At 69.5% G+C, this 26,515-nt stretch carries 20 protein-coding genes; 6 read left to right on the top strand and 14 right to left on the bottom strand.

The features are described from left to right. Positions 1-4: 4 nt before the first annotated feature. Positions 5-3,289 carry a ribonucleotide reductase barrel domain-containing protein gene (locus ABQJ56_RS16380; protein ID WP_367846094.1) on the bottom strand — a complete coding sequence of 1,095 codons (3,285 nt, stop codon included), beginning with the start codon at positions 3,287-3,289 and terminating at the stop codon, positions 5-7. Positions 3,290-3,609: 320 nt separating this feature from the next. Between ABQJ56_RS16380 and ABQJ56_RS16375 the strand changes: the two genes are divergently transcribed. The 5 genes from ABQJ56_RS16375 to ABQJ56_RS16355 all read left to right on the top strand — a co-directional run bounded on the left by ABQJ56_RS16375 (position 3,610) and on the right by ABQJ56_RS16355 (position 10,721). Beyond that, entirely contained in the window at positions 3,610-4,992 is a 1,383-nt protein-coding gene (locus ABQJ56_RS16375; protein WP_367846093.1) for a Do family serine endopeptidase, read from the top strand. A gap of 412 nt (positions 4,993-5,404) precedes the next feature. Beyond that, on the top strand, positions 5,405-6,622 hold the full coding sequence (locus tag ABQJ56_RS16370; RefSeq protein ID WP_367846092.1) for a substrate-binding domain-containing protein: 1,218 nt from the start codon (positions 5,405-5,407) through the stop codon (positions 6,620-6,622). 16 nt (positions 6,623-6,638) lie between these two features. Continuing rightward, the gene (locus tag ABQJ56_RS16365; protein WP_367846091.1) at positions 6,639-7,337 is read left to right on the top strand and encodes an HAD family hydrolase; all 699 of its coding nucleotides are present in this window, start codon (positions 6,639-6,641) and stop codon (positions 7,335-7,337) included. A gap of 61 nt (positions 7,338-7,398) precedes the next feature. Next, positions 7,399-8,781, top strand: a complete 1,383-nt coding sequence (locus ABQJ56_RS16360) for a leucyl aminopeptidase family protein (protein WP_367846090.1) — start codon at positions 7,399-7,401, stop codon at positions 8,779-8,781. A gap of 200 nt (positions 8,782-8,981) precedes the next feature. Then, a complete protein-coding gene (locus ABQJ56_RS16355) occupies positions 8,982-10,721 on the top strand; it encodes a M1 family metallopeptidase (RefSeq protein WP_367846089.1) in 1,740 nt (579 codons plus the stop codon). A gap of 50 nt (positions 10,722-10,771) precedes the next feature. On the opposite strand, the gene ABQJ56_RS16350 is transcribed toward ABQJ56_RS16355, so the two are convergent. The 13 genes from ABQJ56_RS16350 to ABQJ56_RS16290 form a co-directional block, all read right to left on the bottom strand. After that, positions 10,772-11,383, bottom strand: coding sequence for a DUF4126 domain-containing protein (locus tag ABQJ56_RS16350; RefSeq protein WP_367846088.1), 612 nt, complete (start codon positions 11,381-11,383; stop codon positions 10,772-10,774). 171 nt (positions 11,384-11,554) lie between these two features. Further along, entirely contained in the window at positions 11,555-13,804 is a 2,250-nt protein-coding gene (locus tag ABQJ56_RS16345) for a carboxy terminal-processing peptidase (RefSeq protein ID WP_367846087.1), read from the bottom strand. A 22-nt stretch (positions 13,805-13,826) separates the two neighbouring features. After that, positions 13,827-14,828, bottom strand: a complete 1,002-nt coding sequence (lipA, locus tag ABQJ56_RS16340) for a lipoyl synthase (RefSeq protein WP_367846086.1) — start codon at positions 14,826-14,828, stop codon at positions 13,827-13,829. Between the two features lie 9 nt (positions 14,829-14,837). Then, entirely contained in the window at positions 14,838-15,539 is a 702-nt protein-coding gene (gene lipB, locus ABQJ56_RS16335) for a lipoyl(octanoyl) transferase LipB (protein ID WP_437343448.1), read from the bottom strand. A 46-nt stretch (positions 15,540-15,585) separates the two neighbouring features. Then, positions 15,586-15,876, bottom strand: coding sequence for a DUF493 family protein (locus tag ABQJ56_RS16330; protein WP_367846084.1), 291 nt, complete (start codon positions 15,874-15,876; stop codon positions 15,586-15,588). Beyond that, the gene (locus tag ABQJ56_RS16325; RefSeq protein ID WP_367846083.1) at positions 15,876-17,138 is read right to left on the bottom strand and encodes a D-alanyl-D-alanine carboxypeptidase family protein; all 1,263 of its coding nucleotides are present in this window, start codon (positions 17,136-17,138) and stop codon (positions 15,876-15,878) included. Before ABQJ56_RS16325 ends, ABQJ56_RS16330 begins: the two co-directional genes overlap by 1 nt. A gap of 66 nt (positions 17,139-17,204) precedes the next feature. Beyond that, the gene (locus tag ABQJ56_RS16320) at positions 17,205-18,122 is read right to left on the bottom strand and encodes a septal ring lytic transglycosylase RlpA family protein (protein WP_367846082.1); all 918 of its coding nucleotides are present in this window, start codon (positions 18,120-18,122) and stop codon (positions 17,205-17,207) included. After that, positions 18,119-19,141, bottom strand: a complete 1,023-nt coding sequence (gene mltB, locus ABQJ56_RS16315) for a lytic murein transglycosylase B (RefSeq protein ID WP_367846081.1) — start codon at positions 19,139-19,141, stop codon at positions 18,119-18,121. Before mltB ends, ABQJ56_RS16320 begins: the two co-directional genes overlap by 4 nt. 306 nt (positions 19,142-19,447) lie before the next feature. Next, positions 19,448-20,569, bottom strand: a complete 1,122-nt coding sequence (gene rodA / locus ABQJ56_RS16310; RefSeq protein ID WP_367846080.1) for a rod shape-determining protein RodA — start codon at positions 20,567-20,569, stop codon at positions 19,448-19,450. After that, positions 20,566-22,551: a penicillin-binding protein 2 gene (gene mrdA / locus ABQJ56_RS16305; protein WP_367846079.1), complete on the bottom strand. Its 1,986-nt coding sequence runs from the start codon at positions 22,549-22,551 to the stop codon at positions 20,566-20,568. Before mrdA ends, rodA begins: the two co-directional genes overlap by 4 nt. Positions 22,552-22,567: 16 nt before the next feature. After that, positions 22,568-23,053, bottom strand: a complete 486-nt coding sequence (gene mreD, locus ABQJ56_RS16300; protein ID WP_367846078.1) for a rod shape-determining protein MreD — start codon at positions 23,051-23,053, stop codon at positions 22,568-22,570. Next, a complete protein-coding gene (mreC, locus tag ABQJ56_RS16295) occupies positions 23,050-24,078 on the bottom strand; it encodes a rod shape-determining protein MreC (RefSeq protein ID WP_367846077.1) in 1,029 nt (342 codons plus the stop codon). Before mreC ends, mreD begins: the two co-directional genes overlap by 4 nt. 12 nt (positions 24,079-24,090) lie before the next feature. Then, positions 24,091-25,137, bottom strand: coding sequence for a rod shape-determining protein (locus tag ABQJ56_RS16290; protein WP_367846076.1), 1,047 nt, complete (start codon positions 25,135-25,137; stop codon positions 24,091-24,093). Between the two features lie 268 nt (positions 25,138-25,405). On the opposite strand from ABQJ56_RS16290, the gene ABQJ56_RS16285 reads away from it, so the two are divergent. Continuing rightward, positions 25,406-26,341 carry a carbohydrate kinase family protein gene (locus ABQJ56_RS16285; protein WP_367846075.1) on the top strand — a complete coding sequence of 312 codons (936 nt, stop codon included), beginning with the start codon at positions 25,406-25,408 and terminating at the stop codon, positions 26,339-26,341. Positions 26,342-26,515 lie beyond the last annotated feature (174 nt).

The raw sequence follows: 26,515 nt of genomic DNA, 5'->3' as shown, positions 1-26,515 counted from the left end.
CGGGTCAGAATTTGCCGTAATACCCTTCCTTCAAGGCATCGAACAGGTTGGCCGCGGTGTGCAGCTCGCCGTCGTATTCCACCTCTTCATTGCCTCGAAGTTCGATAACACTACCGTCCTCCAGTTCGAAGTGGTAGAGGGTGCTGGCAAGGTCGGCTTCCTTCACCAGCACGCCCTGGAAGGCGGCGGGGTTGAAGCGGAAGGTGGTGCAGCCTTTCAGCCCCTGCTTGTAGGCGTAGAAGTAGATGTCCTTGAAGTCTTCGTAGGGGTAGTCGGTGGGCACGTTCGCGGTCTTGGAGATCGACGAATCGACCCACTTCTGCGCGGCGGCCTGGATGTCCACGTGCTGCTTCGGGCTGATGTCGTCGGCGGCCACGAAGTAGTCCGGCAGCCTGGTCTGCGGATCGTCGGAGAACGGCATCGCGTTCGCGTTGATCAGCGCGCGGTAGGCCAGCAGCTCGTAGCTGTAGACCTCTACTTTTTCCTTCGATTTCTTGCCTTCGCGGATCACGTTGCGCGAGTAGTGGTGGGCGAAGCTGGGTTCGATGCCGTTGGAGGCATTGTTGGCCAGCGACAGCGAGATGGTGCCGGTGGGCGCGATCGAGCTGTGGTGGGTGAAGCGTGCGCCGGTCTCGGCGAGCTGCGCCACCAGGTTCGGCGCCACCTCGGCGACGCGCTGCATGTAGCGGCTGTACTTCGCGTGCAGCACGCGGCCGGGGATCTGGTCGCCGACCTTCCAGCCGTCGGCCGCCATTTCCGGGCGGCGGCGCAGCATGTCGCCGGTGACGGTGTAGTCCCTGGCGAGGATCGGCGCGGGGCCCTTCTCCTTGGCCAGGTCCAGCGCCACTTCCCAGCCGGCCACCGCCATCTCGCGCGAGACGTCCTCGGTGAAGGCCACCGCCTCGGCGCTGCCGTAGCGGTGCTTGAGCATGGCGATCGTGGAACCGAGGCCGAGGTAGCCCATGCCGTGGCGGCGCTTGCCCATGATCTCGTCGCGCTGCTGCTGCAGCGGCAGGCCGTTGATCTCCACCACGTTGTCGAGCATGCGGGTGAAGATCTTCACCACCTCGCGGTACTCGTCCCAGTCGAAGCGCGCCTTCGGCCCGAACGGATCGCGCACGAAGGTGGTGAGGTTGATCGAGCCGAGCAGGCAGGAGCCATACGGCGGCAAGGGCTGCTCGCCGCAGTTGTGGGCGTGCAGGCCGTTGCCGTCGAAGGTGTTGATGCCGGGCACCTGCACGTCGTAGACGTCCTCGACGCCGTCGGCCTGCAGCGAGGCCACGGTGGCGACGAAGCGCTCGCGGTTGAGGGTGCGCTTGTAGCCGGACAGGGCGGCCTTGAGGCGTGCGGCCTTGTCGGCGTCGGCAAAACCGATCAGTTCGGCGAAGCGCTGCAGCGACTCGCCAGCGACGACCAGCTCGTGCTGGGGCTGGGTGGTGTAGGCACGGGTGCCGCCGTGGCCGTCCGGCAACCGGCTTTCGCCGGCGGCGCGCCGGTCGCGATAGATGCGCGAGGGCATGCCCAGGCGCAGCAGCATGCGCTGTACCGCTTCCAGCCGCGGCAGATCCGATTGCGCCAGGCGCACCGAGACGCCCTTGGCGTGGCTGCCCTGCACCGAACCGTCGGCGTCGAAGAAGCCGCGCAGGAAGCCGCGACAGGCCTCGCTCGACGCCTGTTCCAGCGCCGGGGTGATCGCCTTGTCGCCCACGCGCATGCCCAACCCGAAGGCGAGGTCGCGCAGCGCGGCGGACTTCATGCGGAATTCGCCGCGGCCGGCCACTTCCGACCATCCGGCGAAATCGGCGCGATGCGGCAACGCCTGCATGCAGCGCAGGGCTTCGGCCATCAGCGCGCGCGCGCCGTTGTCGGCAGCGCCATTCACCGCGGCGGCCTGCGGCCATACCGACAGCACGGCCGCCTCGTTCTTCAACGTGCCGTCGCCGACCAGCATGCCGAGCAGGTAGCCCTGTTCGGCGCTCAGCGCGCCGGGCCACTGCGCGTTGGCGCGGTGGTCGTTCAGCAGCACGCGGTCGCCCGGCTGCAGCGCGCCGGCGGCGCACCATTCGGTCTCGACGTTCCAGCGGGTCATCCGCGAGACGCGGCGCACGCGGTGATCTTCGGTGAGGCGCAGGCGGTGGCCTTCCTCGGTCTGCAGCGCCAGCACCGGCTTGGTCGCGGTGCGGAAGAAACCCTCGGCGCCGGTGGCGTGGTCGACACCGTCCACGCGTGCCATGAAGCCATGGCCGAGCAGGTCGCCGACCTGGCGCGGGCCCGCGGACGTCTGCACCCAGGTGTCGGCCGTGACGCAGGGATTGGTGGCGCGGATGTGCTCGCACCACCAGTTGTTGTTCATCTCGTTGACCTTGTCGATCAGGATGAAGCCGGGCTCCGCGTAGTCGTACGTGGAGACCATGATCATGTCCCACAGGTGCCGCGCGCGGATGTGGCCGTAGATCTTGCAGGCGACCAGGCCGTCCTCGCGGTCGACGTAGTTCTCGTGGGTGGGCCACTCGCGCCACACCACCTTGGCGGGATCGTCGAGGTCGACCTCGTCGCGCTCCTTGACGTGCACCGGGAACACCAGCGGCCAGTCCTGGTCGTGCTCCACCGCCTGCATGAAGCCGTCGGTGACGAGCAGCGAGAGGTTGAACTGGCGCAGGCGGCCGTCCTCGCGCTTGGCGCGGATGAATTCCTTGACGTCGGGATGGCTGACGTCGAACGTGCCCATCTGCGCGCCGCGGCGGCCGCCGGCGGACGACACGGTGAAACACATCTTGTCGTAGATGTCCATGAAGGACAGCGGGCCGGAGGTGTACGCGCCCGCGCCCGACACGTAGGCGCCGCGCGGGCGCAGCGTGCTGAACTCGTAGCCGATGCCGCAGCCGGCCTTCAGCGTGAGGCCCGCCTCGTGCACCTTCTCCAGGATGTCGTCCATCGAGTCGCGGATGGTGCCGGACACGGTGCAGTTGATCGTGGAGGTGGCGGGCTTGTGCTCCAGCGCGCCGGCATTGGAGGTGATGCGGCCGGCCGGGATCGCGCCGCGGCGCAGCGCCCACAGGAAGCGCTCGTTCCAGTGCTCGCGCAGCTCGGGCGTGGCTTCCACTTCGGACAGGGCACGCGCGACGCGCTGCCAGGTGCCGTCGATGTCGGCATCGACCGGCTCGCCGGCCTTGGTGCGCAGACGGTACTTCTTGTCCCAGATGTCCTGCGAGGCAGGCTGCAGCGGGATCGCCGTGGCGGCGTCGCGTTGCAATTCCGAACCCGTGACTGGCGCACGCGCTGTGCTCATTGGCTTCCTGACCTCCCAGTGCGGCCTTGCGGCCTTGTCGTTTTTGGCTGCTGTCGTTGTTGTCGATCCGCGCCGGCAGCGCCACTTCGGGAGCGCTTGCCGGAGCCGCCCCCGCAAGGCGATCCGCCCCACCAGTGCTAGTCCGATCGCTCGCGGAGAGACACAAGATGTTGTGGTCGCGAACAGGTGGCAAGTTACCCCCGGCAAAGTCCGATGTAAAGTGGCGCGAGCGTTCCGGAGACCACCTCGGCCGCGGGGAACCACCACGCCTCGCCGGCAGTCGAAGGCGCGCCGTTTCCGCATACGCCAGGAGGAGTCCGATGGCATCCCGTCCCCCGCGTTTCACGCCATGGCTCGCCAGCGCATTCGCGCTGTGCCTCGGCGTCGCCCTGCCCGCCACCAGCCGCGCCGCGATGCCGCCTGCGGTGGACGACCAGGCGATGCCCTCGCTGGCGCCGATGCTGGAACACGTGACGCCGGCGGTGGTGAACATCTCCAGCAAGACCCGGGTGCAGGTGCGCAACCCGTACTTCGACGACCCGGTGTTCCGCCAGTTCTTCGGCCTGCCCGCGGTGCCGCGCGAGCGGGTGGAGCAGAGCCTGGGCTCGGGCGTGGTGGTGGATGCGGCGAAGGGCTACATCCTCACCAACAACCACGTGGTGGGCGGCGCCGACGACATCACGGTGACCCTGCAGGGCGGCCGCACCTACAAGGCGAAGCTGGTCGGCACCGATCCCGACACCGACGTGGCGGTGATCCAGATCCACGCGCCCGGCCTGCAGGCGCTGCCACTGGCCGATTCCTCCAGGCTGCGCGTGGGCGACTTCGTGGTGGCGGTGGGCGAGCCGTTCGGGCTGAGCGAGACGGTGACGTCAGGCATCGTCTCCGCGCTGGGCCGTTCGGGCCTGGGCGGCTCGGGCTACCAGAACTTCATCCAGACCGACGCCTCGATCAACCCCGGCAACTCCGGCGGCGCGCTGGTGAACCTGCGCGGCCAGCTGGTGGGCATCAACACCATGATCTTCTCGCCCTCGGGCGGCAACGTGGGCATCGGCTTCGCGATCCCCAGCAATCTCGCCAGCGAGGTGATGCAGCAGCTGATCGCGCACGGCAAGGTGCAGCGCGGCACGCTGGGCCTGCAGTCGCAGGACATCACCCCGCGCATCGCGCGCCTGCTGAACCTGGCGCAGGACAAGGGCGTGGTGGTCACCGGCGTCAACGCGGGCTCGCCCGCCGAACAGGCCGGCCTGCAGCCCGGCGACGTGCTCACCACGATCGACGGCAAGCCGCTGCGCGACGTCGACGAGCTGCGCAACACCGAAGGCCTGATGCCGGTGGGCAGCACGGTGAAGCTGGGCGTGTTGCACGACGGCAAGGCGCGCGAGGTCAGCGCCGTGCTGCGGCCGGAGAAGATCGCCAGCCTCGACGGCGCCAGCCTCGATCCGCGCCTGGCCGGCGTCACCTTCAGCGAACTGGGTCAGGGCGAGCGCAGCCAGGGCATGTACGGCGTGGCGGTGAGCGCGGTGCAGCCGAACAGCCGCGCCGCCGCCGCCGGGCTCGGCGAAGGCGACGTCGTGATCGGCGTGGGCAACATGCGCATCACCGGCCTGCGCATGCTGCGCGAACTCGCGGGCACGCGGCCGCGCCAGCTGGTGCTGGTGGTGGCCGATGACGACGGCACGCACTACGTGCTGATTCAATGACCCGATGGCGGCCGCGACCCGGTCGCGCGCGCTGGCTTCACCCCGACCCTCTCCCGCGGCACGCAGGGGAGGGAGCCGGCGCGGCAAGCCGGGACACGATGCCAATCGGGACGACCCGTGGTCGCCGACCTCGGCCATTCCCACCTCCCCCTGCGTCGGGGCAAGGCTGGGTGGGGATGCGGCGCCCGGCCGCCAGCCTTCGCACGGTACGGCATGACGGAACGCACCCGTACGGACGCGCCTGCGTCGCACAAGCGCATGAACGCGCTTGATGTTTTCTGTTCAGGCCGATGAAATATCCTGCGAGCATCCACCGCCTGCGCCGGCCGGGATCACGCGCCGCCACCCTTACTCCTTGCCACCACCCATCCTTTTTTCCGTCACCCATCCTTTGTCGGGGTTCTCCGTCATCATGTCCGTTCGTGCTGTCCGCCTGTTGTCCGCCCTCCTGCTCGGCGCCTGCCTCGTCGCACCCGCCGTCGCCAAGACGACCCATCACCCCGTCCACCACAAGACCGCCAAGAGCAAGGGGCCTGCGCTGATCTGGCGCGGCGACGTCACCACCGCGCACGGCGTGGTCACGGAGATGGCCAAGCTCTGGGAGCAGGAAGGCCACGGCCGCGTCGAGCTGCAGCCGTTCAACACCGCCTCGGGCATCGATGCGGTGGCCGCCGGCACGGCCGACATCGCCGGCAGCGCGCGTCCCAGCGACGGCAGCCCCGAGGACAGCCGGCTCACGTTCACCCCGGTGGCCTGGGATGGCCTGGCGATGATCACCAATCCGGCCAACCCGGTGCGCAGCCTGACCCTGCGCCAGCTGCACGAGATCTACTTCGGCAAGATCACCAACTGGAAGGACGTGGGCGGCCGCGACGCGCCGATCGACCTGTACGCGGTGATCAGCCCCAACGACGGCGTGGAATACAGCCTGCGCAGCCTGCTGTACGGCCGCGGCGACCAGCAGATCTCCGCGCCGCGCCTGTACCTCAACACCAAGGCGCTGGAGGAAGGCATCGCGCTGAATCCGAACGGCCTGGGCGTGTCCACACTGAGCAACGTGGCAGGCAACCCCAAGCTGCGCACGATCCCGATCGACGGCGTGGCGCCCACCGTGGCGAACATCGCCGACGGCAGCTATCCGCTGTACATCCCGCTGTTCCTGGTGACCAACCCGAACAGCCCGAAGGCGGCGCAGACCCAGGCCTTCCTCGACTTCCTGCAGACCGACAAGGCCAAGGCCGTGCTGCGCGACCACTCGGTGCTGCCGTACCAGGACGGCGCCGGGCTGGTGTCGATGAACGAGGCACGCCGCAACAAGGTCTACGGCGAATCGACCGCCTCCTCGGCCAAGCCGCCGCTCGCCGCGCCGGGCGCCAGCTACGCCGCGGCCGCCGCCGTGGCGCCGACCTCGGAGCACACCCTGGCCGCCCACGCCGCGATGGAAAGGCGCGATGCCGACGCCAGGGCCTCCACCGGCGGCGCGACCAAGACCTACACCGTGGTCAAGGGCGACACCTTGTCCGGCATCGCCAAGAAGCAGGGCGTGACCGTGACCGACCTGCGCGACTGGAACCACCTCAAGAACGACAGCATCAGGCTCGGCCAGTCGCTGCGGGTCAGCCGCGACTGAGAGCCTGTCCAGCATCGTGCCGATCCGCGCCATCACGCTCGATCTCGACGACACCCTGTGGCCGGTGCTGCCGGCCCTGGAACTGGCGGACCGGGCGGTGGACGACTACCTGCGCGAGCACTGGCCCGATGTGGCCCGCGCATGGCCGATCACGGCCATGCGCGAGCTGCGCGCGCAAGTGGCGGCGGAACGCCCCGACCTCGCCCACGACTTCACCACCCAGCGCCGGCTCACCCAGCAACAGGTCTTCGCCGCCTGCGGCATCGCCGACCCGCCGCTGGACACGCTGTGGGAGATCTACTTCGCCGCGCGCAACGCGGTGGAGCCCTGGCCCGACAGCCTGCCCGCGCTCAGGCGCCTCGCCGCGCGCTGGCCGCTGGCCAGCCTCACCAACGGCAATGCCGACCTCGCCCGCACCGGCGTGCAGGCGCACTTCGCCCACCACGTCTGCTCGCGCGACGTCGGCGTGGCCAAACCCGACCCGCGCATCTTCCTCGCCGCCGTGACGCAGTTCGGCGTGGCACCGGACGAAGTGCTGCACGCGGGCGACGATCCCGAGCACGACGTGGCCGGCGCACGCCGCGCCGGCCTGCGCGCGGTCTGGATCAATCGCCACGGCGAGGCATGGCCCGCCGCGCTGGGGCCCGCACCCGAACTCGAACTGCGCGACCTCGGCGAGCTGGCCGACTGGCTGGAAACCCACGCCACGGCGTGACCCCGCGACGGCATCGGCGCATCATTGGCGTTTGCGCGCCGCGTCCGCCGAAGGTAATGCCATGTCCGCCCTGATCGACCGTTCGTCCGCTCCCCGCCACCTCGTCGCCATCGAGGCCACCGACGCGCGCCGCCTGCCTGCCGCGAGGAAGCGGCTGGATGCCGCGCAGCGCCGCTGGCTGGACGCGAACGGCTTCGACGCCCGGCCCGGCAGCGCGATCCTGCTCGCCGATACGCACGGCAAGCCCGCGCGCGTGCTGGCGGGCGTGGACGCGGACGATCCGCTGGCCGCGCTGGCCGCACTGCCGATGACGTTGCCGGAAGGCGCCTACCAGCTCGCCGGCGAGGGCGTGGCGCTCGATCCCGCACAGGCCGCGCTGGGCTGGGCGCTGGGCGCCTACCGGTTCACCCGCTACCGCAAGGCGAAGCGCGCGCCGGCCACGCTGGCGGTGGACACCGCCACGCTCGCCGCCGTGCAGCCGCTGGTCGAGGCCACCACGCTGGTGCGCGACCTGGTCAACACGCCCACCGAGGACATGGGTCCCGAGCAGCTGGGCGAGGCGGTCCGGCGGCTCGGCAAGGCGCACAAGGCGAAGGTGCACGACTGGGTCGGCAAGGAACTGCTGAAGGCGAACTTCCCCACCATCCACGCGGTGGGTCGCGCCAGCCATCGCGAACCCCGGCTGATCGAGCTGAGCTGGGGCAAGGCCGAACACCCGAAGCTGGTGATCGTGGGCAAGGGCGTGTGCTTCGACACCGGCGGCCTCGACCTGAAACCGTCCGACGGCATGCGCTGGATGAAGAAGGACATGGGCGGCGCCGCGCACGCGATCGCGCTGGCCGGCCTGGTGATGCAGGCGAAGCTGCCGGTACGGCTCACTCTGCTGGTGCCCGCGGTGGAGAACGCGGTGAGCGGCAACGCGCTGCGCCCCGGCGAGGTGGTGGTCACCCGCGCCGGCCACAGCGTGGAGATCGACAACACCGACGCCGAGGGCCGGCTGGTGCTGTGCGACGCGCTGGCCTACGGCGCCGAGCAGCAGCCCGAACTGATGATCGACTTCGCCACGCTCACCGGTGCCGCACGCGTGGCGCTCGGACCGGATCTGCCCGCGCTGTTCGGCAACGACGACGCGCTGGCCGATGCCGCGCTGGCCGCGGGCAAGGCGGTGGCCGACCCGCTGTGGCGGCTGCCGCTGTGGCGCCCCTACCGCAAGATGCTGGATTCCTACCTCGCCGACTTCGCCAACGCCGGCCCTTCGCGCCACGCCGGCGCGATCACCGCGGCGCTCTACCTCGAACGCTTCGTACCCGATGGGCTGCCCTGGCTGCATCTGGACACCTACGCGTGGAACGACGCCGACCGCCCCGGCCGGCCGCGCGGCGGCGAGGCGATGGGCCTGCGCGCGCTGTTCGCGCTGTTGCAGCAACGCTACGGCAAGGCTTGAGCCTTCGCGCTGGTCCACATGGGCAGGGGCGGCTTCGGGCCGCCGCCATCGGCGAGAGGGCGGTTCCGGGCGCCGGCAGGCGTCCCAAGCCACCCTGAAACCCGCCCAGGCAAAAACGCCCCCACGCATGACTTCCGGCGATGTCGCATCCCCCGGCAAAGTGGCATGGTGCGAGGCTGAACTCCCACAGAGGAACGCCCATGCGCCCCACCCTGCTCGCGCTCGGCCTGGCCCTTGGCCTGGGCGGCACGCCTTACGCCCGTGCCGACACCACGCCGCCATCGCAACCGCCGCTCACCGCATTGACCAAGGACTCCGGCACGCCGGAGCCGGCCGAGCAGAAGCGCGTGCATTTCGACCACGCGGAACTGCACATCGCGGTGCACCCGGACACGCAGAGCATCGACGGCAAGGCCACGCTCACCTTCAGCGCGCTGGCACCCACCGACGTGCTGCTGGTGGACCTCGACCATGACCTGCCGGTCAGCGCGGTCAGCGTGGACGGCAAGGCCTTGTCCGCCGGCGCGTGGAGCAACCCGGGGGGCCGCCTGCGCATCCAGCTGCCGCATGCCGTGGCCAAGGGCGGCAAGGTCAGCGCCACCATCACCTATGGCGGCAAGCCGCACGTGGCGAAGAAAGCGCCGTGGGACGGCGGCTTCGTGTGGAGCCACACGAAGGACGGCCAGCCCTGGGTGGGCAGCGCGGTGGAAGGCGAAGGCTGCGACCTGTTCTGGCCGTGCATCGACCAGCCCGACGGCAAGCCCGACCTGGTCGACCTCTACGTCAGCGTGCCCAAGCCGCTGGTGGCGCCGGGCAACGGCGTGCTGGTGGGCGTGACCGAACAGGGCGGCACGCGCACCTGGCACTGGCGCGCCAAGCACCCCACCACCTACGCCGTTTCGATCAACGTGGGCCCGTACCAGGAACTGAAGGGCGAGTACCACAGCCGCTACGGCAACACGATCCCGCTGCACTACTGGTACCTGCCCGGCGAGGAGACGCAGGCGAAGGCGCTGTTCGCGGAATTCCCGCAGCTGCTGGACTTCTTCGAGGCGAAGATCGGCCCCTACCCCTGGGGCGACGAGAAGATGGGCGTGGTGGAAACCCCCTACGAGGGCATGGAACACCAGACCATCAACGCCTACGGCAACCACTACGCGAAGGACGGCAACGGTTTCGACTGGCTGCTGCAGCACGAGTTCTCGCACGAGTGGTTCGGCAACCAGATGACCAACGCCAACTGGGACGACATGTGGCTGCACGAGGGCTTCGCCACGCTGATGCAGCCGCTGTACGCGCGCTGGCTGGACGGCGACGCGGCGTACTACGCCTGGCTCAACCGCCTGCGCATGATCATCGCGAACCGCCACCCGGTGGTGTCGGGCCAGCCGCGCACCGAGGAGGAGGTCTACGACGACAGCCGCGGCGGCCCCGGCCAGGACATCTACAACAAGGGCGCGCTGATGCTGCAGACGCTGCATCACCTGATCGGCGACCAGGCGTTCTACGCCAGCATCCGCGAGCTGGTCTACGGCCGCCCCGACCCGAAGCCCGGCAACTTCCGGCTGCAATACCGCACCACGGCCGACTACATGCGCATCGTCGACCAGGTGACCGGCAAGGATTACGACTGGTTCTTCAAGGTCTACCTGTACCAGGCCGCGCTGCCGAAGCTGGACGTGCAGCGCCACGGCGGCACGCTGGATCTCGCCTGGCAGGTTCCGGACAACCTGCCGTTCCCGATGCCGGTGGAGGTGCAGGTGGGCGACACCGTGCACACCGTGCCGATGGCCGACGGCCACGGCAGCCTCGCGGCGCCGGCCGGCGCGCTGGTGACGATCGATCCGCATTCGGTGCTGCTGCGCGACGAGCCGCGCATCACCGAATTCCAGCAATGGATGAAGCAGCAGCGCGCGCAGCGCAAGGCCGCGCAGAAGTGAAGCCGTGCCGACCGGGGGTCGCATCGCGGCCCCCGGAACCTGTCCAGGGGCTATCGGCTGGCGCCGGACAGTCCGCTCCTGGCCCGGCGCAGCCGCTGCCATAACGCGCGCAGACCGCGCACCAGCTTCGGCAGCAGCCAGCACAGCAGCAGCACGAACAGCGCGAGCAGCACCAGCAGCACCCGCGGATGCCGCCACATCAGCCAGAGCCCGCCCAGCCAGGTGAGGTCCTCGCCCGCACTGGCGGTCCAGTTGCTCACCGGTTCGGGCGAGGTGTTGATCAGCGCGCGGCCGCCGCTCTTGGCCAGGTGCGTGCCGGCGGTGAGCGCGCCGCCGAGCAGGGCCGCCGCCACCTGCGTGCCTGCGCCCGAGTCCTTGAACACGCCCCACGCCAGCAGCATGCCCACCGGAATGCGCACGAAGGTGTGCAGCGCATCCCACACGCTGTCGAAGGCGGGCACCTTGTCCGCCAGGAATTCGCCCAGCGCCAGCACGCCGGATACCACCAGCACCCAGGTGTCGGTGAGCGTCGCCAGTCCGGGCGGCAGATGCACCCAGCCCAGCCGCCCCAGCAGGCCGGCCACGAACACCGTGGCGTACAGGCGGAAACCGCTGGCCCAGGCCAGGCCACCGGCCAGCGCGAGATTCGACAGCGGATCCATGGCACGCTCCCGACGATCGGCAAGGCCCGAAGGCGACACGCTCGCGCGCGGCCGCCGCAGCGTCAAGCCCTGCTCGCGCAGGAGCCTGCCGAACCGGCCCCGGAGCGCCATGCCACGGAAACGATCAGGGGCGCCGCGGCGCCCCTGATCGCGGGATCGGCGAAGGACGCCTCAGTGCGTCGCGGCGGTGGAAGCCGCGGCGGCGGGCTTGTCCGCACCCGCCAGCACGGTGGCGAGGTAGTCGCTGCCGGGCGGCAGGATGTCGGTGGCCAGCTTCGGATCGGTCTTCAGCAGGCCGACCTCGTCGGCCACGATGTGCGCGGCCTCGCGCAGCTGGGCATCGGGCGCCTTCTTGGCGTCCTGCTCCTGCTTGAGCTCGCTCTTCAGGCTGCGCTCGCCGGGATCGAGGCCGTCGTCGAGCGAGCTGTCCTGGTCCTTCAGGTAGTCGTCGCTGCCGTCGATCGCCTTCTGGCGCGCACGGAAACCGGCCTGGGTTGCATCCAGCTGCTTGCGCTCGGTCTCGCGCTGGGCGAAGTTCAGCGACACCGTGGTCTTGGCGCGCATCGTCTTGTACTGCGCCAGCTCGTCCAGCATCAGCTTCCACGACGGCGAGTTCGCCACGCGCGCGGCATGCAGGCTCTCCAGCTGCGGCAGGTAGCCCTTCAGGTCGCCCTCCGGCTTGTAGTCGGCGGGCGCGATGTGCGTCCACGGCAGCGCGTTGTCGTAGGTGGACTCGCCGAAGTCCTTGTCGTCGCCGTTGTTCGGGAACGCGAGGTCCGGCGTCACGCCCTTGATCTGGGTGGAACCGCCGTTGATGCGGAAGAACTCCTGCACGGTCATCTTCAGCTCGCCGTACTGCGGCTTGCCTTCGGGGTTCTGGCTGAAGCGGTCGAGGTCGATCAGGGTCTGCACAGTGCCCTTGCCGAAGGTGGGCGTGCCGATGACCAGGCCGCGGCCGTAGTCCTGGATCGCGGCGGAGAAGATCTCCGAGGCGGAGGCGGTGCCGCGGTTCACCAGCACCGCCAGCGGGCCGTTCCACACCGGCTCGGCGTTGTCCGCGCCCTGCACGTCGACCTGCCCGCGCGCGTCGCGCACCTGCACCGCCGGGCCCTTGCCGGTGAACAGGCCGGTCATCGAGTCGGCTTCGGCCAGCGAGCCGCCGCCGTTGTTGCGCAGGTCCACGATGATGCCCTGCACGCCGGCCGCCTTCAGCTCGCCGAGCAGCTTGGCGACGTCGCGGGTGGCGCTGCGGTAGTCCTTGTCGCCTTCGCTGCGCGCGCCGAAGTCGGAGTAGAAGCTCGGCAGGTCGATCACGCCGATCTTGCGCACGACGTCGCCGTCCTTGATGTCGATGATCTTCTTCTTGGCCGCGCTTTCCTCGATGTTGACCTTCTTGCGCACCAGGCTGATCAGCTCGTGCTTGCCGTCCGGGCCGGCGTCGGCGGGCAGGATCTCCAGCCGCACCGTGGTGTCCTTCTTGCCGCGGATCAGGTTGACCACGTCGTCGAGGCGCCAGCCGATCACGTCGACGATGGGGCCGCTGTCGCCCTGGCCCACGCCGACGATGCGGTCACCGGGCTTGAGCTTGGCGGACTTCTCCGCCGGGCCGCCGGGCACCAGGCTGAAGATCATGGTGTAGTCGTCGCGCGCCTGCAGCTGGGCGCCGATGCCCTCCAGCGAGAGCTTCATCTGGATCGCGAAGTTCTCCGCCTGGCGCGGGCTGAGGTAGTCGGTGTGCGGGTCGGTGGTCTCGGCATACGCGGTCATGAAGGTCTGGAACGCGTCCTCGCCGTCCAGTTGCTTCAGCCGCTCGATGTAGTTGGTGTAGCGCTTGGTCAGCGTCTTGCGGATCTCGTCGTCGCTCTTGCCGGCGAGCTTGAGCCGCAGCCAGTCGTTCATGGTGCGCTTGCGCCACAACGCGTTCAGCGCCGCGTCGTCCTTCGCCCAGCTGGCGTTCTTGCGGTCGTATTCGTAGCTCTCGTTGCCGTCGAAGCTGAAACCGTCCTTGAGCAGGCTGCGCGCGTAGGTCATGCGCTGCACCGCGCGCTCGAGGAACTTGTTGTAGATGTCGAACGGCGCGCTGAGATCCTGGTTCCAGATCGCGTCGTCCAGCTTGGTCGCCAGCGGCGCGAACTTGTCCATGTCCTGCTGGGTGAAGAACACCTTGTCGCTGTCGAGCAGCTTGAAGTAGTCCTTGTAGATCTTCGCCGACATCGCGTCGTCGAGCGGCTGCGCGTCGTAGTGGAAGCGGGTGAGGAAGCGCGCCGACAGCTGCGCCGCCTGGGCCTGGGTCGCGGTGGGCTTGAGCGGCCACACCGCGGCCTTGCGGTTGCCGCCGGCGCCAAGGTCGGCGGCCGATTGCGCGTAGGTGCAGGTGACGGTCAAGGCCAGCAGCAAGGCCAACGCGGGACGGAAGGTCATGGGAATGGGGCTCTCAGGGATATCAGGCGACGCCGGCTGCGTGGGCCTGCAGGTCGGCGTGGTAGGACGAGCGCACCAGCGGGCCGGAAGCGACGTGATGGAAGCCCATCGCCTCGCCCTCCCTGCGCAGGTCGTCGAATTCTTCGGGCGTCCAGTAGCGCACCACCGGATGATGGTGCGGCGTGGGCTGCAGGTACTGGCCGATGGTGATCATCTCGACGTCGTGCGCGCGCAGGTCGCGCATCGTCTCGAGCACCTGCTCGCGCGTCTCGCCCAGGCCCAGCATGATGCCGGACTTGGTCGGCACGTCGGGATGCTGCGCCTTGAAGCGCTTCAGCAGGTCCAGCGACCACTGGTAGTCGGCGCCCGGGCGCACCTCGCGGTAGAGGTGCGGCACGGTTTCCAGGTTGTGGTTGAACACGTCCGGCGGGAAGTCCCTCAGCACTTCCAGCGCGCGCTCCATGCGGCCCTTGCCGCGGAAGTCGGGCGTGAGGATCTCGATGCGGATGTCCGGGCTGGCGTGGCGCGTCGCGCGGATGCACGCGGCGAAATGCTCGGCGCCGCCGTCGCGCAGGTCGTCGCGGTCCACCGAGGTGATCACCACGTACTTCAGGCGCATGTCGCGGATGGTCTCGGCCAGGCGCGCCGGCTCCAGCGGGTCGGGCGGCTGCGGGCGGCCATGCGCCACGTCGCAGAACGAGCAGCGGCGGGTGCACACCTCGCCGAGTATCATGAAGGTGGCGGTGCCCTTGCTGAAGCACTCGTGGATGTTCGGGCACGAGGCTTCCTCGCACACCGTCACCAGCGCGTTCTCGCGCAGGCGCGCCTTCAGCTGCTGCACCGCGTTGCCCTGCGGCAGGCGCACGCGGATCCAGCTTGGCTTGCGCAGCACCGGCACGGCGGTGTCGAAACCGGCGCGGTTCAATGCAATCTTGTCGTTGCCCAGTTGCTTGTCGACCGCGGGCGCACCGCTGACGACGCTGATCGGGATGGATTTGGCGGAGGAAGCGGAAATATCGCTCATGTATTCGGCTCAGACCGCCGCGCGCGCGGGGAGTTCGGGGATCACGGGGGCGGCCTGCTCGGCGCGGAAACCGAACTGGCGGCAGAACTCCTCCACCAGCACGTCCTCCACGTCCACCAGCCGCGACGGGCCGCCCAAGTCTAGCACCTGGGTCACCGCCAAACCCTTGTAGCCGCAAGGGTTGATGCGGTGGAAGGGTTCAAGGTTCATGTTCACGTTGAAGGCCAGGCCGTGGAAGCTGCAGCCGCGCCGCACGCGCAGGCCCAGCGCGGCCACCTTGGCCTCGGCCGCGTAGACGCCGGGCGCGCCGTCGCGGCGCTCGGCGCCGATGTTCCAGTGCGCCAGCGTATCGATGATGGCCTGCTCGATCCGGTTGACCAGCTCGCGCACGCCCACCCCGGCGCGGCGCAGGTCGATCAGCGGGTAGCCGACGATCTGGCCGGGGCCGTGATAGGTCACCTGGCCGCCCCGGTCCACCGGGATCACCGGGATCTCGCCGGGCGCCAGCACGTGCTCCATCTTGCCGGCCTGGCCCAGGGTGAACACCGGATCGTGCTCCAGCAGCCACAACTCGTCCGCCGTGTCGGCGGTGCGGTTGTCGGTGAACGCGCTCATCGCCTTCCACGTCGTCTCGTAGGGCTGGCGGCCGAGACGGCGGATCTTGAGCGGCAGGGACATGGGGGAGCCTGGCGAAACGGGAATGGAGGAGATGCGGGCCGGTCGGCGGAAAGCCAAGAGCGATGCGGCAGCCGGCCGGTTACAGCGTATAGCGGACGTGCGGGTCAGCGCGCAGCGTGGCGTGCGCGCTGTCGTACTGCTCGCGGTTTTCGCAGCGGAAGCTCACCGTGACCGAGACATAGTTGCCGCCGCCGGAGTGGCGGTGCCGTACGGTCTCGTGCAGCACGTGCAGGCCGGCGCGCTCGAGCAGTTGCGGCACGCGGGTGGGCAGGCCGGCGTCGGACTTGCCCACCGCGGTGATCTCGAACTCGCCGGGGAACCGGAAGCCCTTGCCTTCCCGCTTCGCCTGGCTGAAGTCGATCTCGTGCATCACTTCGCGTCCGTCGCCGCCGCCGGCGCAGGTGCGTCGGCCTTCTTGTTGCCGTGGAACCACAGCAGGATGGAATCCCACAGCCGCGAGAAGAAGCCGCCCTGCGGCGCGTCGTCCAGCGCCACCAGCGGCACGTTCTGGATCGGCTGGCCGTCCAGCGTGACGCGCAGGGTGCCCACCTGCTGGCCCTTCTTGAACGGGGCGATCAGGGTGGCGGGGATGTCCATGGTGGCCTTGAGCTTGTCGTACTGGCCGGTCTTCACCGTCACCAGCACGTTCTCCGCCACGCCGATCGGCAGCTGGCCGGCCTCGCCCTTCCACAGCTTCGGCGTGGCCAGCGGCTTGCTGGCGTCATACAGCTTGTGGGTCTCGTAGAAGCGGAAGCCGTAGTTGAGCAGGGCCATCGCCGCATCGGCACGGCCCTTGTCGGTGCTGGAACCCATCACCACCGCGATCATGCGCTCGTCGCCGCGCTTGGCCGAGGCGTCGAGGCAGAAGCCGGCAGCGGCGGTATGGCCGGTCTTGATGCCGTCCACCGAGGGATCGCGCCACAGCAGCGCATTGCGGTTCTGCTGCTTGATGCCGTTCCACTCGTATTCCTTGATCGCGGAGATCGCGTAGTCCGTGGGGAAGTCGTGGATCAGCGCGCGCGACAGGATCGCGATGTCGCGCGCGGTGGAGTAGTGGTCGTCCACCGGATAGCCGGATGCGTTGGAGTAGTGCGTGTTGGTCATGCCCAGCTGCTTCGCGTAGGCATTCATCAGGTTCGCGAACGCGTCCTCGGAGCCGGCCGTGTGCTCGGCCAGCGCGATCGCTGCGTCATTGCCGGACTGCACGATCATCCCCTTCAGCAGGTCCTCCAGCGGCACCTGGCTGTTCAGCTTGAGGAAGCTGGTGGAGCCGTCGGTGCCGCCGCCGCCGCTGCGCCAGGCGTGCTCGCTGATGTTGACCTGGTCGTTCGCGTGGATGCGGCCGTTGGCGATCTCGGCCGAGACCACGTAGTCGGTCATCACCTTGGTCAGCGAGGCCGGCGCCCGGCGCTCGTCAGGGTTCTTCGAGGCGAGGATCTGGCCGGTGGCGTAATCCATCAGCACCCAGCTCTGGCCGTCCACCTCCGGCGGCGGCGGCACCGGCATCGCCGGCACCACCGGCCGCGGCACCGGCGCGGGATGCGGTGGCGGCGGTGGCGTCTGGGCAACGGCGGCGCCCGCCACCAGCGCGGCGACGGCGAACGGGGTCAGGATGCGACGGAGAAAGCTCATCGTGGTATTCGGTCCGATTGGGTTGCAACACGGCGCCAGCGGACGCCGTCGATGGAAAAACACCGCTCAGTCTACCGCGACCTGCGGCCGCGGCAGACCCATGCCCTCGATGCGGGCGGTCACCTGGTCGGCGCGATCCACGCCGTCCAGCGGCCCCACCCGCACCCGCCGGATGGTGCGGCCGTTGACCTGAACCTGCTCCACCTGCACCGGCGCGAAGTTGGCCTGGCGCAACTGCGCGGCCACCCGCTCGGCATTCGCCGGATCGGAAAACGCGCCCACCTGCAGGTAGATGCCCGGCGACCCCGCGCCGGCTGTGACCGTGTGCGGCGGCGGCGGTTCCGCGCCGGGCGCGGACGGGTCGATGCCCTGCACCTCGACCAGGCCGGTGCCCTTGGGCCAGACGCCGATGCGCACCGCGGCGGCGTAGGACAGGTCGATGATGCGGTTCTCGTGGAACGGGCCGCGGTCGTTGACGCGCACGATCACGCTCTTGCCGTTCGCGAGGTTGGTCACCCGCGCATAGCTCGGCAGCGGCAGCACCTTGCTGGCGGCGGTGAACTTGTACATGTCGTAGTCCTCCAGGCTGGAGGTCTTGTAGCCGTGGAACTTGTTGCCGTAGAACGAGGCGATGCCGCGCTCGTCGTAGCCGCGCGCCGAGGGCAGCACGCGGTAGGTCTGGCCCAGCACGGTGTACGGGGACTTGTTGCCGTACAGCGAGTGCGGCTCCGCCTTCGGCACCGGCTCGGGCAGGGTGGCGATGAAAGCCGGCGGCGCGCCGGTCGGCGAGCTGTCGTTCTTGTCGCCGTAGCGACGGTCCTGCGGCAGGCTGGTGTCGTCGCGGTGGAACCAGCCGTGGTGCGTCTCGCCCCCCGCGGTCGCGGTCGCCGCCGCGGACCCGACAGGCCGCGTGGCATGGCGACCGCCGCAGGCGGCCAGCGCCAGTGCCGCCGCCAGCAGCGCCAGGCCGCGCCGCAACCTCATTGCGCGCTGTCCGCGCTGCGCACGCCATCCATGACCGCCTGCGCCAGCTGGTTCACCACCATCGCGTACATCGGGCTGCGGTTGTAGCGGGTGATCACGTAGAAGTTGTTGAAGGTGAACCAGTGTTCCTGCCCGCCCGCGCCGGCCAGCGTCAGCAGGCTGGTCGGCTCGCCCGGGTTCAGATGCTGGAACGGCGCATAGCCCCAGGCTTCCAGCTGCTCCAGCGGCCACTGCGGCTGCGCCTGCCAGTCCAGCGGCCTGGCCGCGCCGTCCGGCTGCGCGCGCGCCGCCACCGGGCCGCCGTCGACCCAGCCGTGCTTCGCGAAGTAGTTCGCCACGCTGGCCAGGATGTCGGGCAGCGAGTTCTGCAGGTCGATGCGGCCGTCGCCGTCCGCGTCCACCGCGTAGTCGCGGATGCTGTCCGGCATGAACTGGCCCCAGCCCTGGGCACCGGCGTAGGAGCCGGTGAGCGTGTCCAGCGGGCCAGCGAGCCGGTTGTCCGGCAGCTCCAGCAGGGTCTTCAGCTGCTGGCGGAAATACGGCGCGCGCGGCGGGTAGTGGAAGCCCAGCGTCACCAGCGCGTCGAGCACCTTGTACTGGCCGGTGATGCGCCCGTAGAACGTCTCCACGCCGACGATCGCCACGAGGTACTGCGGCGCCACGCCGTACTGCTTGCCGATGCTCTCCAGCAGCGCGCGGTGTTCGCGGTAGAACGCCACGCCGTCGGCGATGCGCTTGTCGGTGAGGAAGATCGGCCGGTACGCGCTCCACGGCTTCGCCTCGGCCGGGCGGCTGATCGCGTCGAGGATGCCCTGCTGCAGCTTCGCCTGGTCGAGCAGCGCGTTCAGCGCCGCCGGATCCTTGCCGGTATCGCGCGCCACTTCCTGCACCAGCGCGGCCTGGCCGGGATGCGTGTCGGCCTTGACCGGCATCACCAGCAGCAGCGACGACGCGACGATCAGCAGCAAGGCAAGCGGGAAAAGACTGCGGAAACGGCGCGACGCGGGATTCACTGGCATGGCGTAGTCGACATCGGGAACGGCTGCGTCGAAGCGTAACACGCGTTTCGCCCCATGATTTTCGCGATCATTCCTGATCCCGAAAATCAAACAGGCGGCCATCCGTGACCGCTTCCGGGTTTCATTGCGATCATCGCTGATCGCGAAGATCAAACGGGCGGCCATCCGTGACCGCACCCGGGTTTCATTGCGATCATCCCTGATCGCGAAGATCAAACGGGCGGCCATCCGTGACCGCACCCGGGTTTCATTGCGATCATCCCTGATCGCGAAGATCAAACGGGCGGCCATCCATGGCCGCACTCTTCAATCGTGGCGTTTGCGATGCGCGTGGATCGACATCAGCATGCCGAAGCCGGTCAGCAGGGTCACCGCCGAGGTGCCGCCGTAGCTCACCATCGGCATCGGCACGCCCACCACCGGCAGCATGCCGGCCACCATGCCGCCGTTGACGAACACGTAGACGAACAGGCTCATGCCGATCGCGCCGGCGAGCAGGCGCGAGTAGGTTTCGCGCGCCTCCATCGCGATCCACAGGCAGCGGCCGATGATGAAAGCGTATAGCGCCATCATCAGGCACACGCCGACCAGGCCGAACTCCTCGGAGAACACCGCGAAGATGAAGTCGGTGGTGTGCTCGGGCAGGAAATCCAGCTGTGCCTGCGAGCTGTGCATCCAGCCCTTGCCGAACACGCCGCCGGAGCCCACCGCGATCTGCGACTGGATGATGTGCCAGCCGTTGCCCAGCGGATCGGACTCGGGGTTGAGCAGGGTCAGTACGCGGTCGCGCTGGTACTGGTGGATGACGGGCAGATGCCAGATCACCGGCACCATTGCGGCCGCGCTGCCCAGCAACAGGCCGATGCGCCACCACGCCATGCCGGAAAGGAACAGCGCGAACGCGCCGGCCGCCGCCACCAGCAACGCCGTGCCCAGGTCCGGCTGCTTGGCGATCAGCGCGGCCGGTATCACGATCAGGATGCCCACCACCGCGATGTCCTTCCAGCCCGGCGGCAACTGCCGCGGGTGCAGGTACCAGGCCACCATCATCGGCATGGTGAGCTTCAGCAACTCGGAGGGCTGGAAGCGCATCACGCCGAGGTTCAGCCAGCGGTCGGCGCCGCGGCCCTCGCCCAGCACCGCCACCACCACCAGCAGCATGGTGCTGCCGGCATACAGCCACGGCGTCCAGTTGCGCAGGGTCGACGGCGGAATGCGCGAGATCAGCAGCAGCAGCGCGAAGCCCAGCACGAAACGCGCCGCCTGCCCGCCCACCAGCGCGAAACTGCCGTCGGCGGCGCTGTACAAGGTGCCCAGCCCCGCCAGCGCAAGCAGCAGCAGGCCCGCGGCCAGCGGCAGGTCGATCCGCGGCCGGGTCAGCACGCGGCGCAGCAGGCGCCGCATCCGCACGTGCAGCAACTCGATCATGGCGGTGTCTCCTGTGTCGCCGCCTCGGCCGGCAAGTCCTCGGGCTCGGTCGGGGCGGCCGGCGTCGGCGCGGACGACGGCAGCCCGGAGCCGGGCTTGCCTTCCGGCGGCAGCGGCGTGTCCGGCGGCGCATCCGGCTGGGTGGCCAGCCAGGCGTCGAGAATCTTGCGCGCGATCGGGCCCGCCGAGGAAGCGCCCCAGGCGCCCTGCTCCAGCACCACCGCCACCGCGATGCGCGGATCCTCCGCCGGCGCGAACATCTCGAACCAGGCGCGGTGGCGGCTGGCGAGGTAGGCGAGGTTCTTGTTCTCGTTGTAGGCGTCGCCGCGGCGCGAGTAGCGCTCGGCGGTGCCGCTCTTGCCGGCGATGGTGTACGGGAAGCCCTTGCCCAGCCCGTAGCCGGTGCCGCGCGGATCGTTCACCACCATCTGCATGCCCTGCTCCACCGCCTGCCAGCTGGCCTGGTTGGTGACCAGCGAAGGGCCGCTGGGGGGATCGGACAGCGGCAGCTTCGGCGCGTCCACCCCGACCTGGGTGGCCATCACCAGCCGCGGCGCATGCGGCACGCCGCGGCCGGCCAGGGTGGCCAGCGCATGCGCGAGTTGCAGCGGGGTCACCGCCCAGTAGCCCTGGCCGATGCCGGCGATCACCGTCTCGCCGGGATACCACGGCTGCTTGAAGCGCCTGGCCTTCCACTCGCGCGAGGGCAGCACGCCGCTGGCCTCGCCGTCCAGGTCGATGCCGGTGGGCCGGCCGAAGCCGAACTTGCCCATCCACGCGCTGAAGCGGTCGATGCCCATGTCCAGCGACAGCTTGTAGAAGTAGGTGTTCACCGACCACATGATGGCCTTGCGCAGGTCCACCGTGCCGAAGCCGCCGCGGCGGTCGTCGCGGTAGCCGCGCGACTGGCCCGGGATGTAGAACGTGCCGGTGGAGAGCACGGTGTCGGAAGGCGTGCGCAGGCCCAGTTCCAGCCCGCCCAGCGCCACGTAGGGCTTCACCGTGGAGCCGGGCGGATACACGCCGCGGATCGCCCGGTTGAGCAGCGGCTTGTCCGGCGCACCGGTCAGCGCGTCGTAGTCGGCGTGGCTGATGCCGTCGACGAACAGGTTGGGGTCGTAGGTGGGCACGCTGACCATCGCCAACACCTGGCCATTGCGCGGGTCGATCGCCACCGCCGCGCCGGGGCGGCCGTCGAAGGCCTGCTCGGCGGCCTTCTGGATGCGCTCGTCGATGCTGAGGTAGATGTTCCTGCCGGGCGTGGCCGGATGCGTCTGCAGCACGCGCTGGGTCTGGCCGTTCGCATTGACCTCGACCAGCTCGTAGCCCGGCGTGCCGTGCAGCACGTCCTCGTAGGAGCGCTCGATGCCGATCCGGCCCACGTGGGTGGTGCCCTTGTAGCGCGCCGGATCGAGGCGGGCGACGTCATCCGCGTCGATGCGCGAGACGTAGCCGATCACGTGCGCGAACAGCGGGCCCAGCGGGTAGCGCCGGTTGAGGTAGGGCACCACGTCCACGCCGGGGAAACGCCAGCGGTTCACCGCGAAGCGGTCGATCTCGTCCTCGGTGAGGCGCATCTTCAGCGGCACGCTCTCGAAGCGGCGGCTCTGCTTCAGCTGCTTGTGGAAGGCGTCGAGGTCGTCCTGGCTGAGCGGGATGATCTGGCCCAGCTGCGCCAGCAGCGCCTTCATGTCATCGACCTGCTCGGGCACCACCTCGAGCCGGAACGCGGGCACGTTGTTCGCCAGCAGCACGCCGTTGCGGTCGTAGATCAGGCCGCGTGCGGGCGGGATCGGGATCGGCTTGACGCGGTTGTTCTGCGAGCGCGTGGCGAACTCGTCGTAGTGCTCCACCTGCAGGAACACGTAGCGGCCGATCAGCCCGGCCAGGCCCAGCAGGATCAGCGCGAAACCCGCCAGCGCGCGCCGGCGGAACAGTTCGCCCTCGCTACGTGCATCCTTGATCGCGCGACGCAGCTTCATGTCACTGCTTCATGCCTCATTGGATCCGCAGCCGCGCGCGCAGGTCGTCCAGCAGCAGGAACAGGAACGGCCACAAGGCGGCCCCCACGAACGGGGCGATCCACCAGCTCGCCGGCGGCACCGGCGTGCCGGACAGCACCCGCACGATCAGCAGCAGGATGCGGTCGTTCAGCAGCAGCGCCAGTACCGCCAGCGTCTGCTGCCACATCGGGAAGAAGCGCAGCCGCGAGCGGAAGCGCAACGCGATGAACACCAGCGCGGTGAGGCGCAGCGCCTGCTCGCCCAGCAGCACGCCGTCGAACAGGTCGGCACCCAGGCCGAGCAGGAAGGCCAGGCCCAGGCCGACGCGGTCCTCCGACTCCAGCGCCCAGTACAGCAGGACCAGCGCGGGCCAGTACGGCTTGAACGGTTCCAGCACCGCCGGCAGCGGCACCAGCATCGACAGCAGCGCGAACAGCAGCGTACCGATGAACCACCACAGGGACAGGCGCTGGCGGTTCACGGCGTGCTCCCGGCCGTGGCGGGCGTCGTGGCGGGCGTCGTGGCGGTGGCGCGCGGCGGTGGCGAGGCCGGCTGGCCCGCCGGTGCAGCGGTCGTCGGCGCGGCACCGGCGGCCGCGCCCGGCGCAGGCGCCAGCGCCATCGGCGGCCCGGCCGGCACCGCCGGCGCGGGCGGGCCGTCGGGCTCGGCCTGGTCGTGCAGCAGCAGCACGTCGTCACTGCGGTCGATGTCGGCCGCCGGCTGCACCTGCGCCATGCGGAACATGCCGGAGGCGGCGGGCGCCACCGCGAGCACCTTGCCCACCGGGAAGCCCGGCGGGAAACGGCCGCCGAGGCCCGAGGTGAGCAGCCGGTCGCCCGGCCGCACGTCGGCGGACAACGGAATGTTCGGCAGCACCAGGCCGCTGCCGTCGCGTGCGCCGTAGGCCACCGTGCGCAGGCCGGAGCGCTCCACCACCACCGGGATCGCGTGCGCCGGATCGGTCACCAGCATCACCACCGAGGTGGTCGGCAGCACTTCGACCACCTGGCCCATCACCCCGTGCGCGTCGATCACCGGCTGGCCCGGCTTCACGCCATCGCGGGCGCCGAGGTTGAGCACCAGGCGCTGCTGCCAGGCGCCCAGGTCCACGCCCACCACGCGCGCCAGCTGCACGTTGAGGTCCAGGCTGTGCCGGGTGTCCAGCAGTTGCTTCAGGCGCTGGTTCTGCTCGGCCACGCCGGCCATGCGGTTGAGCCGCGCATTGGCCAGCAGCAGGTCCTCGCGCAGGCGCTGGTTCTGCTCGGTGAGCAGCTTGCGGTCGGCGAACGCCACGGTGAGCGTGCGGATGCCGGCGCCGGGCAGGTCGGCCAGCCGGTACACCGGCTCCACCACCACCGAGGCCGCGTAGCGCACGCGCCACAGCCAGCCGTTGCGATGGTCGAGCACCATCAGCACCATGGCCAGGGCGAGGTAGAAGATCAGCCGCAGCGTGCCCGCGGCATTGCCGGCGAACAGGGGTGAGGACTCATCGCGCGTGCGCGCCACGAGGCGTCGACCTCACTCCGGCGCGAAGAAGTCGCTGCCGTGCTGGTCGATCAGCTCCAGCGCCTTGCCGCCGCCACGCGCCACGCAGGTCAGCGGATCGTCCGCCACCTGCACGTGCAGGCCGGTCTCTTCCGAGATCAGGCGGTCCAGGTCGCGCAGCAGCGCGCCGCCGCCGGTGAGCACGATGCCGCGCTCGGCCACGTCGGAGCACAGCTCCGGCGGGGTCTGCTCCAGCGCCGACTTCACCGCGGCCACGATGCCGGCCAGCGGCTCGTGCAGCGCCTCGAGAATCTCGTTGGAGTTGATCGTGAACATGCGCGGCACGCCCTCGGCGAGGTTGCGGCCGGAGATCTCGATCTCCTTGACCTCGCTCTGCGGGAACGCGCAGCCGATCTCCAGCTTGATCCGTTCGGCGGTGGACTCGCCGATCAGGGTGCCGTGGTTGCGGCGCACGTAGTTGATGATCGCCTCGTCGAAGCGGTCGCCGCCCACGCGCACCGACTGCGAGTAGACGATGCCGTTCAGCGAGATCACCGCCACCTCGGAGGTGCCGCCGCCGATGTCCAGCACCATCGCGCCGCGTGCCTCGTGTACCGGGATGCCGGCGCCGATCGCGGCCGCCATCGGCTCCTCGATCAGGAACACGTCGCGGGCGCCGGCGCCTTCGGCCGATTCCTTGATCGCGCGGCGCTCGACCTGGGTGGAGCCGCAGGGCACGCAGACCAGCACGCGCGGGCTGGGGCGCAGCAGGCGCGACTTGTGCACCTGCTTGATGAAGTGCTGCAGCATCGCCTCGGTCATGGTGAAGTCGGCGATCACGCCGTCCTTCATCGGGCGCACCGTGGCGATGTTGCCCGGCGTTCGGCCCAGCATGCGCTTGGCGTCGCTGCCCACCGCCGCGATCGCGCGCGGGCCGCCAGGACCGCGGTCCTGGCGCACCGCCACCACCGAGGGTTCGTTCAGCACGATGCCCTGGCCGCGCACGTAGATCAGCGTGTTGGCGGTGCCGAGGTCGATCGAGACATCGTTGGAGAATATCCCGCGAAACTTCTTGAACATGGGGTCCGCCGCGCGCCGCCCTGAATAAAAAATAAGCTCGCCAGTCTAGTCAGCGCGGCGTGCCCGCGCAACCGGAAAGACGTTAAGAAAGCCTTGTGCGGCGCCATTTGGCGCACATTTCCGCGTGGCGGACCGGGCAAACCGCGGCACCCGCGGAGTCGCCATGAACGTCCGTTCACGATACGATGCAGCCCTTTGGCCGGGTCCGCCGGGCCCGGCTTTGTCGGCCGCGCCGCGCGCCATCCTTCACCGGGGCAATCACTCAACCATGTCTGCCGTCATCTGCGGATCGCTGGCCTATGACACCATCATGGTGTTCCAGGACCAGTTCAAGAACCACATCCTGCCCGACCAGATGCACATCCTGAACGTGTCGTTCCTGGTGCCGTGCATGCGCCGCGAGTTCGGCGGCTGCGCCGGCAACATCGCCTACAACCTCAAGCTGCTGGGCGGCGATCCGCTGCCGGTGGCCGCGGTGGGCCAGGACTTCGCGCCCTATCGCGCGCACATGGAGAAGTGCGGCATCCGGCTGGACCGCGTGCGCGTGTTCGACGACCAGTTCACCCCGCAGTGCTTCATCACCACCGACCTGGACAACAACCAGATCACCGCCTTCCACCCCGGCGCGATGTCCAGCGCGCACGACAACCACGTGCGCGAGATCCCCGACATCGACTTCGGCATCGTGGCCCCGGACGGCCGCGAGGCGATGCTGCAACACGTGGACGAGTTCGCCGCGCGCGGCGCGCCCTTCATCTTCGACCCGGGCCAGGCGATGCCGCTGTTCAGCGGCGACGAATTCCGCTCGATGATCGAAAAATCCACCTACGTGATCGTCAACGACTACGAGTCGCAGCTGCTGCAGACGCGTACCGGCTGGAGCGCCGGGGAGATCGCCAGCCGCGTGAAGGCCTACGTGGTGACGCTGGGGCCGCGCGGCTCGCTGATCCACGCCGACGGCACCACGCACGAGATCCCGCCGGCGCGGGAGCGCCAGATCGTCGATCCCACCGGCTGCGGCGACGCGTACCGCGCGGGCCTGATCTTCGGCATCATGCGCGGCAAGGACTGGCCCACCGTGGGCCGCATGGCCTCGCTGATGGGCGCGCTGAAGGTCGAGCACCCCGGCACGCAGAACCAGCGCTTCGATTACGCCGAGTTCGCCGACGCGTTCAAGGAGCAGTTCGGCTACGCGCTGGACTGACAGGCCGCCCGTAGGAGCGGCTTCAGCCGCGATTCGTCGGCCGGTCGCGGCTGAAGCCGCTTGTGTCTGCACAACCCCGTAAAGTGGCAGTGGAGAGCGATGTGCGGCACGCCGACAAGGCGCAGTGTTGGAAGCACGTGTAGGAGCCCGAGCGGCCGCACATCGACCTCACCC

The sequence above is a fragment of the Rhodanobacter geophilus genome (assembly GCF_040812275.1).
In the GTDB taxonomy this organism is placed as follows: domain Bacteria; phylum Pseudomonadota; class Gammaproteobacteria; order Xanthomonadales; family Rhodanobacteraceae; genus Rhodanobacter_A; species Rhodanobacter_A geophilus.
This window is presented reverse-complemented; position numbering and strand designations above follow the sequence as displayed.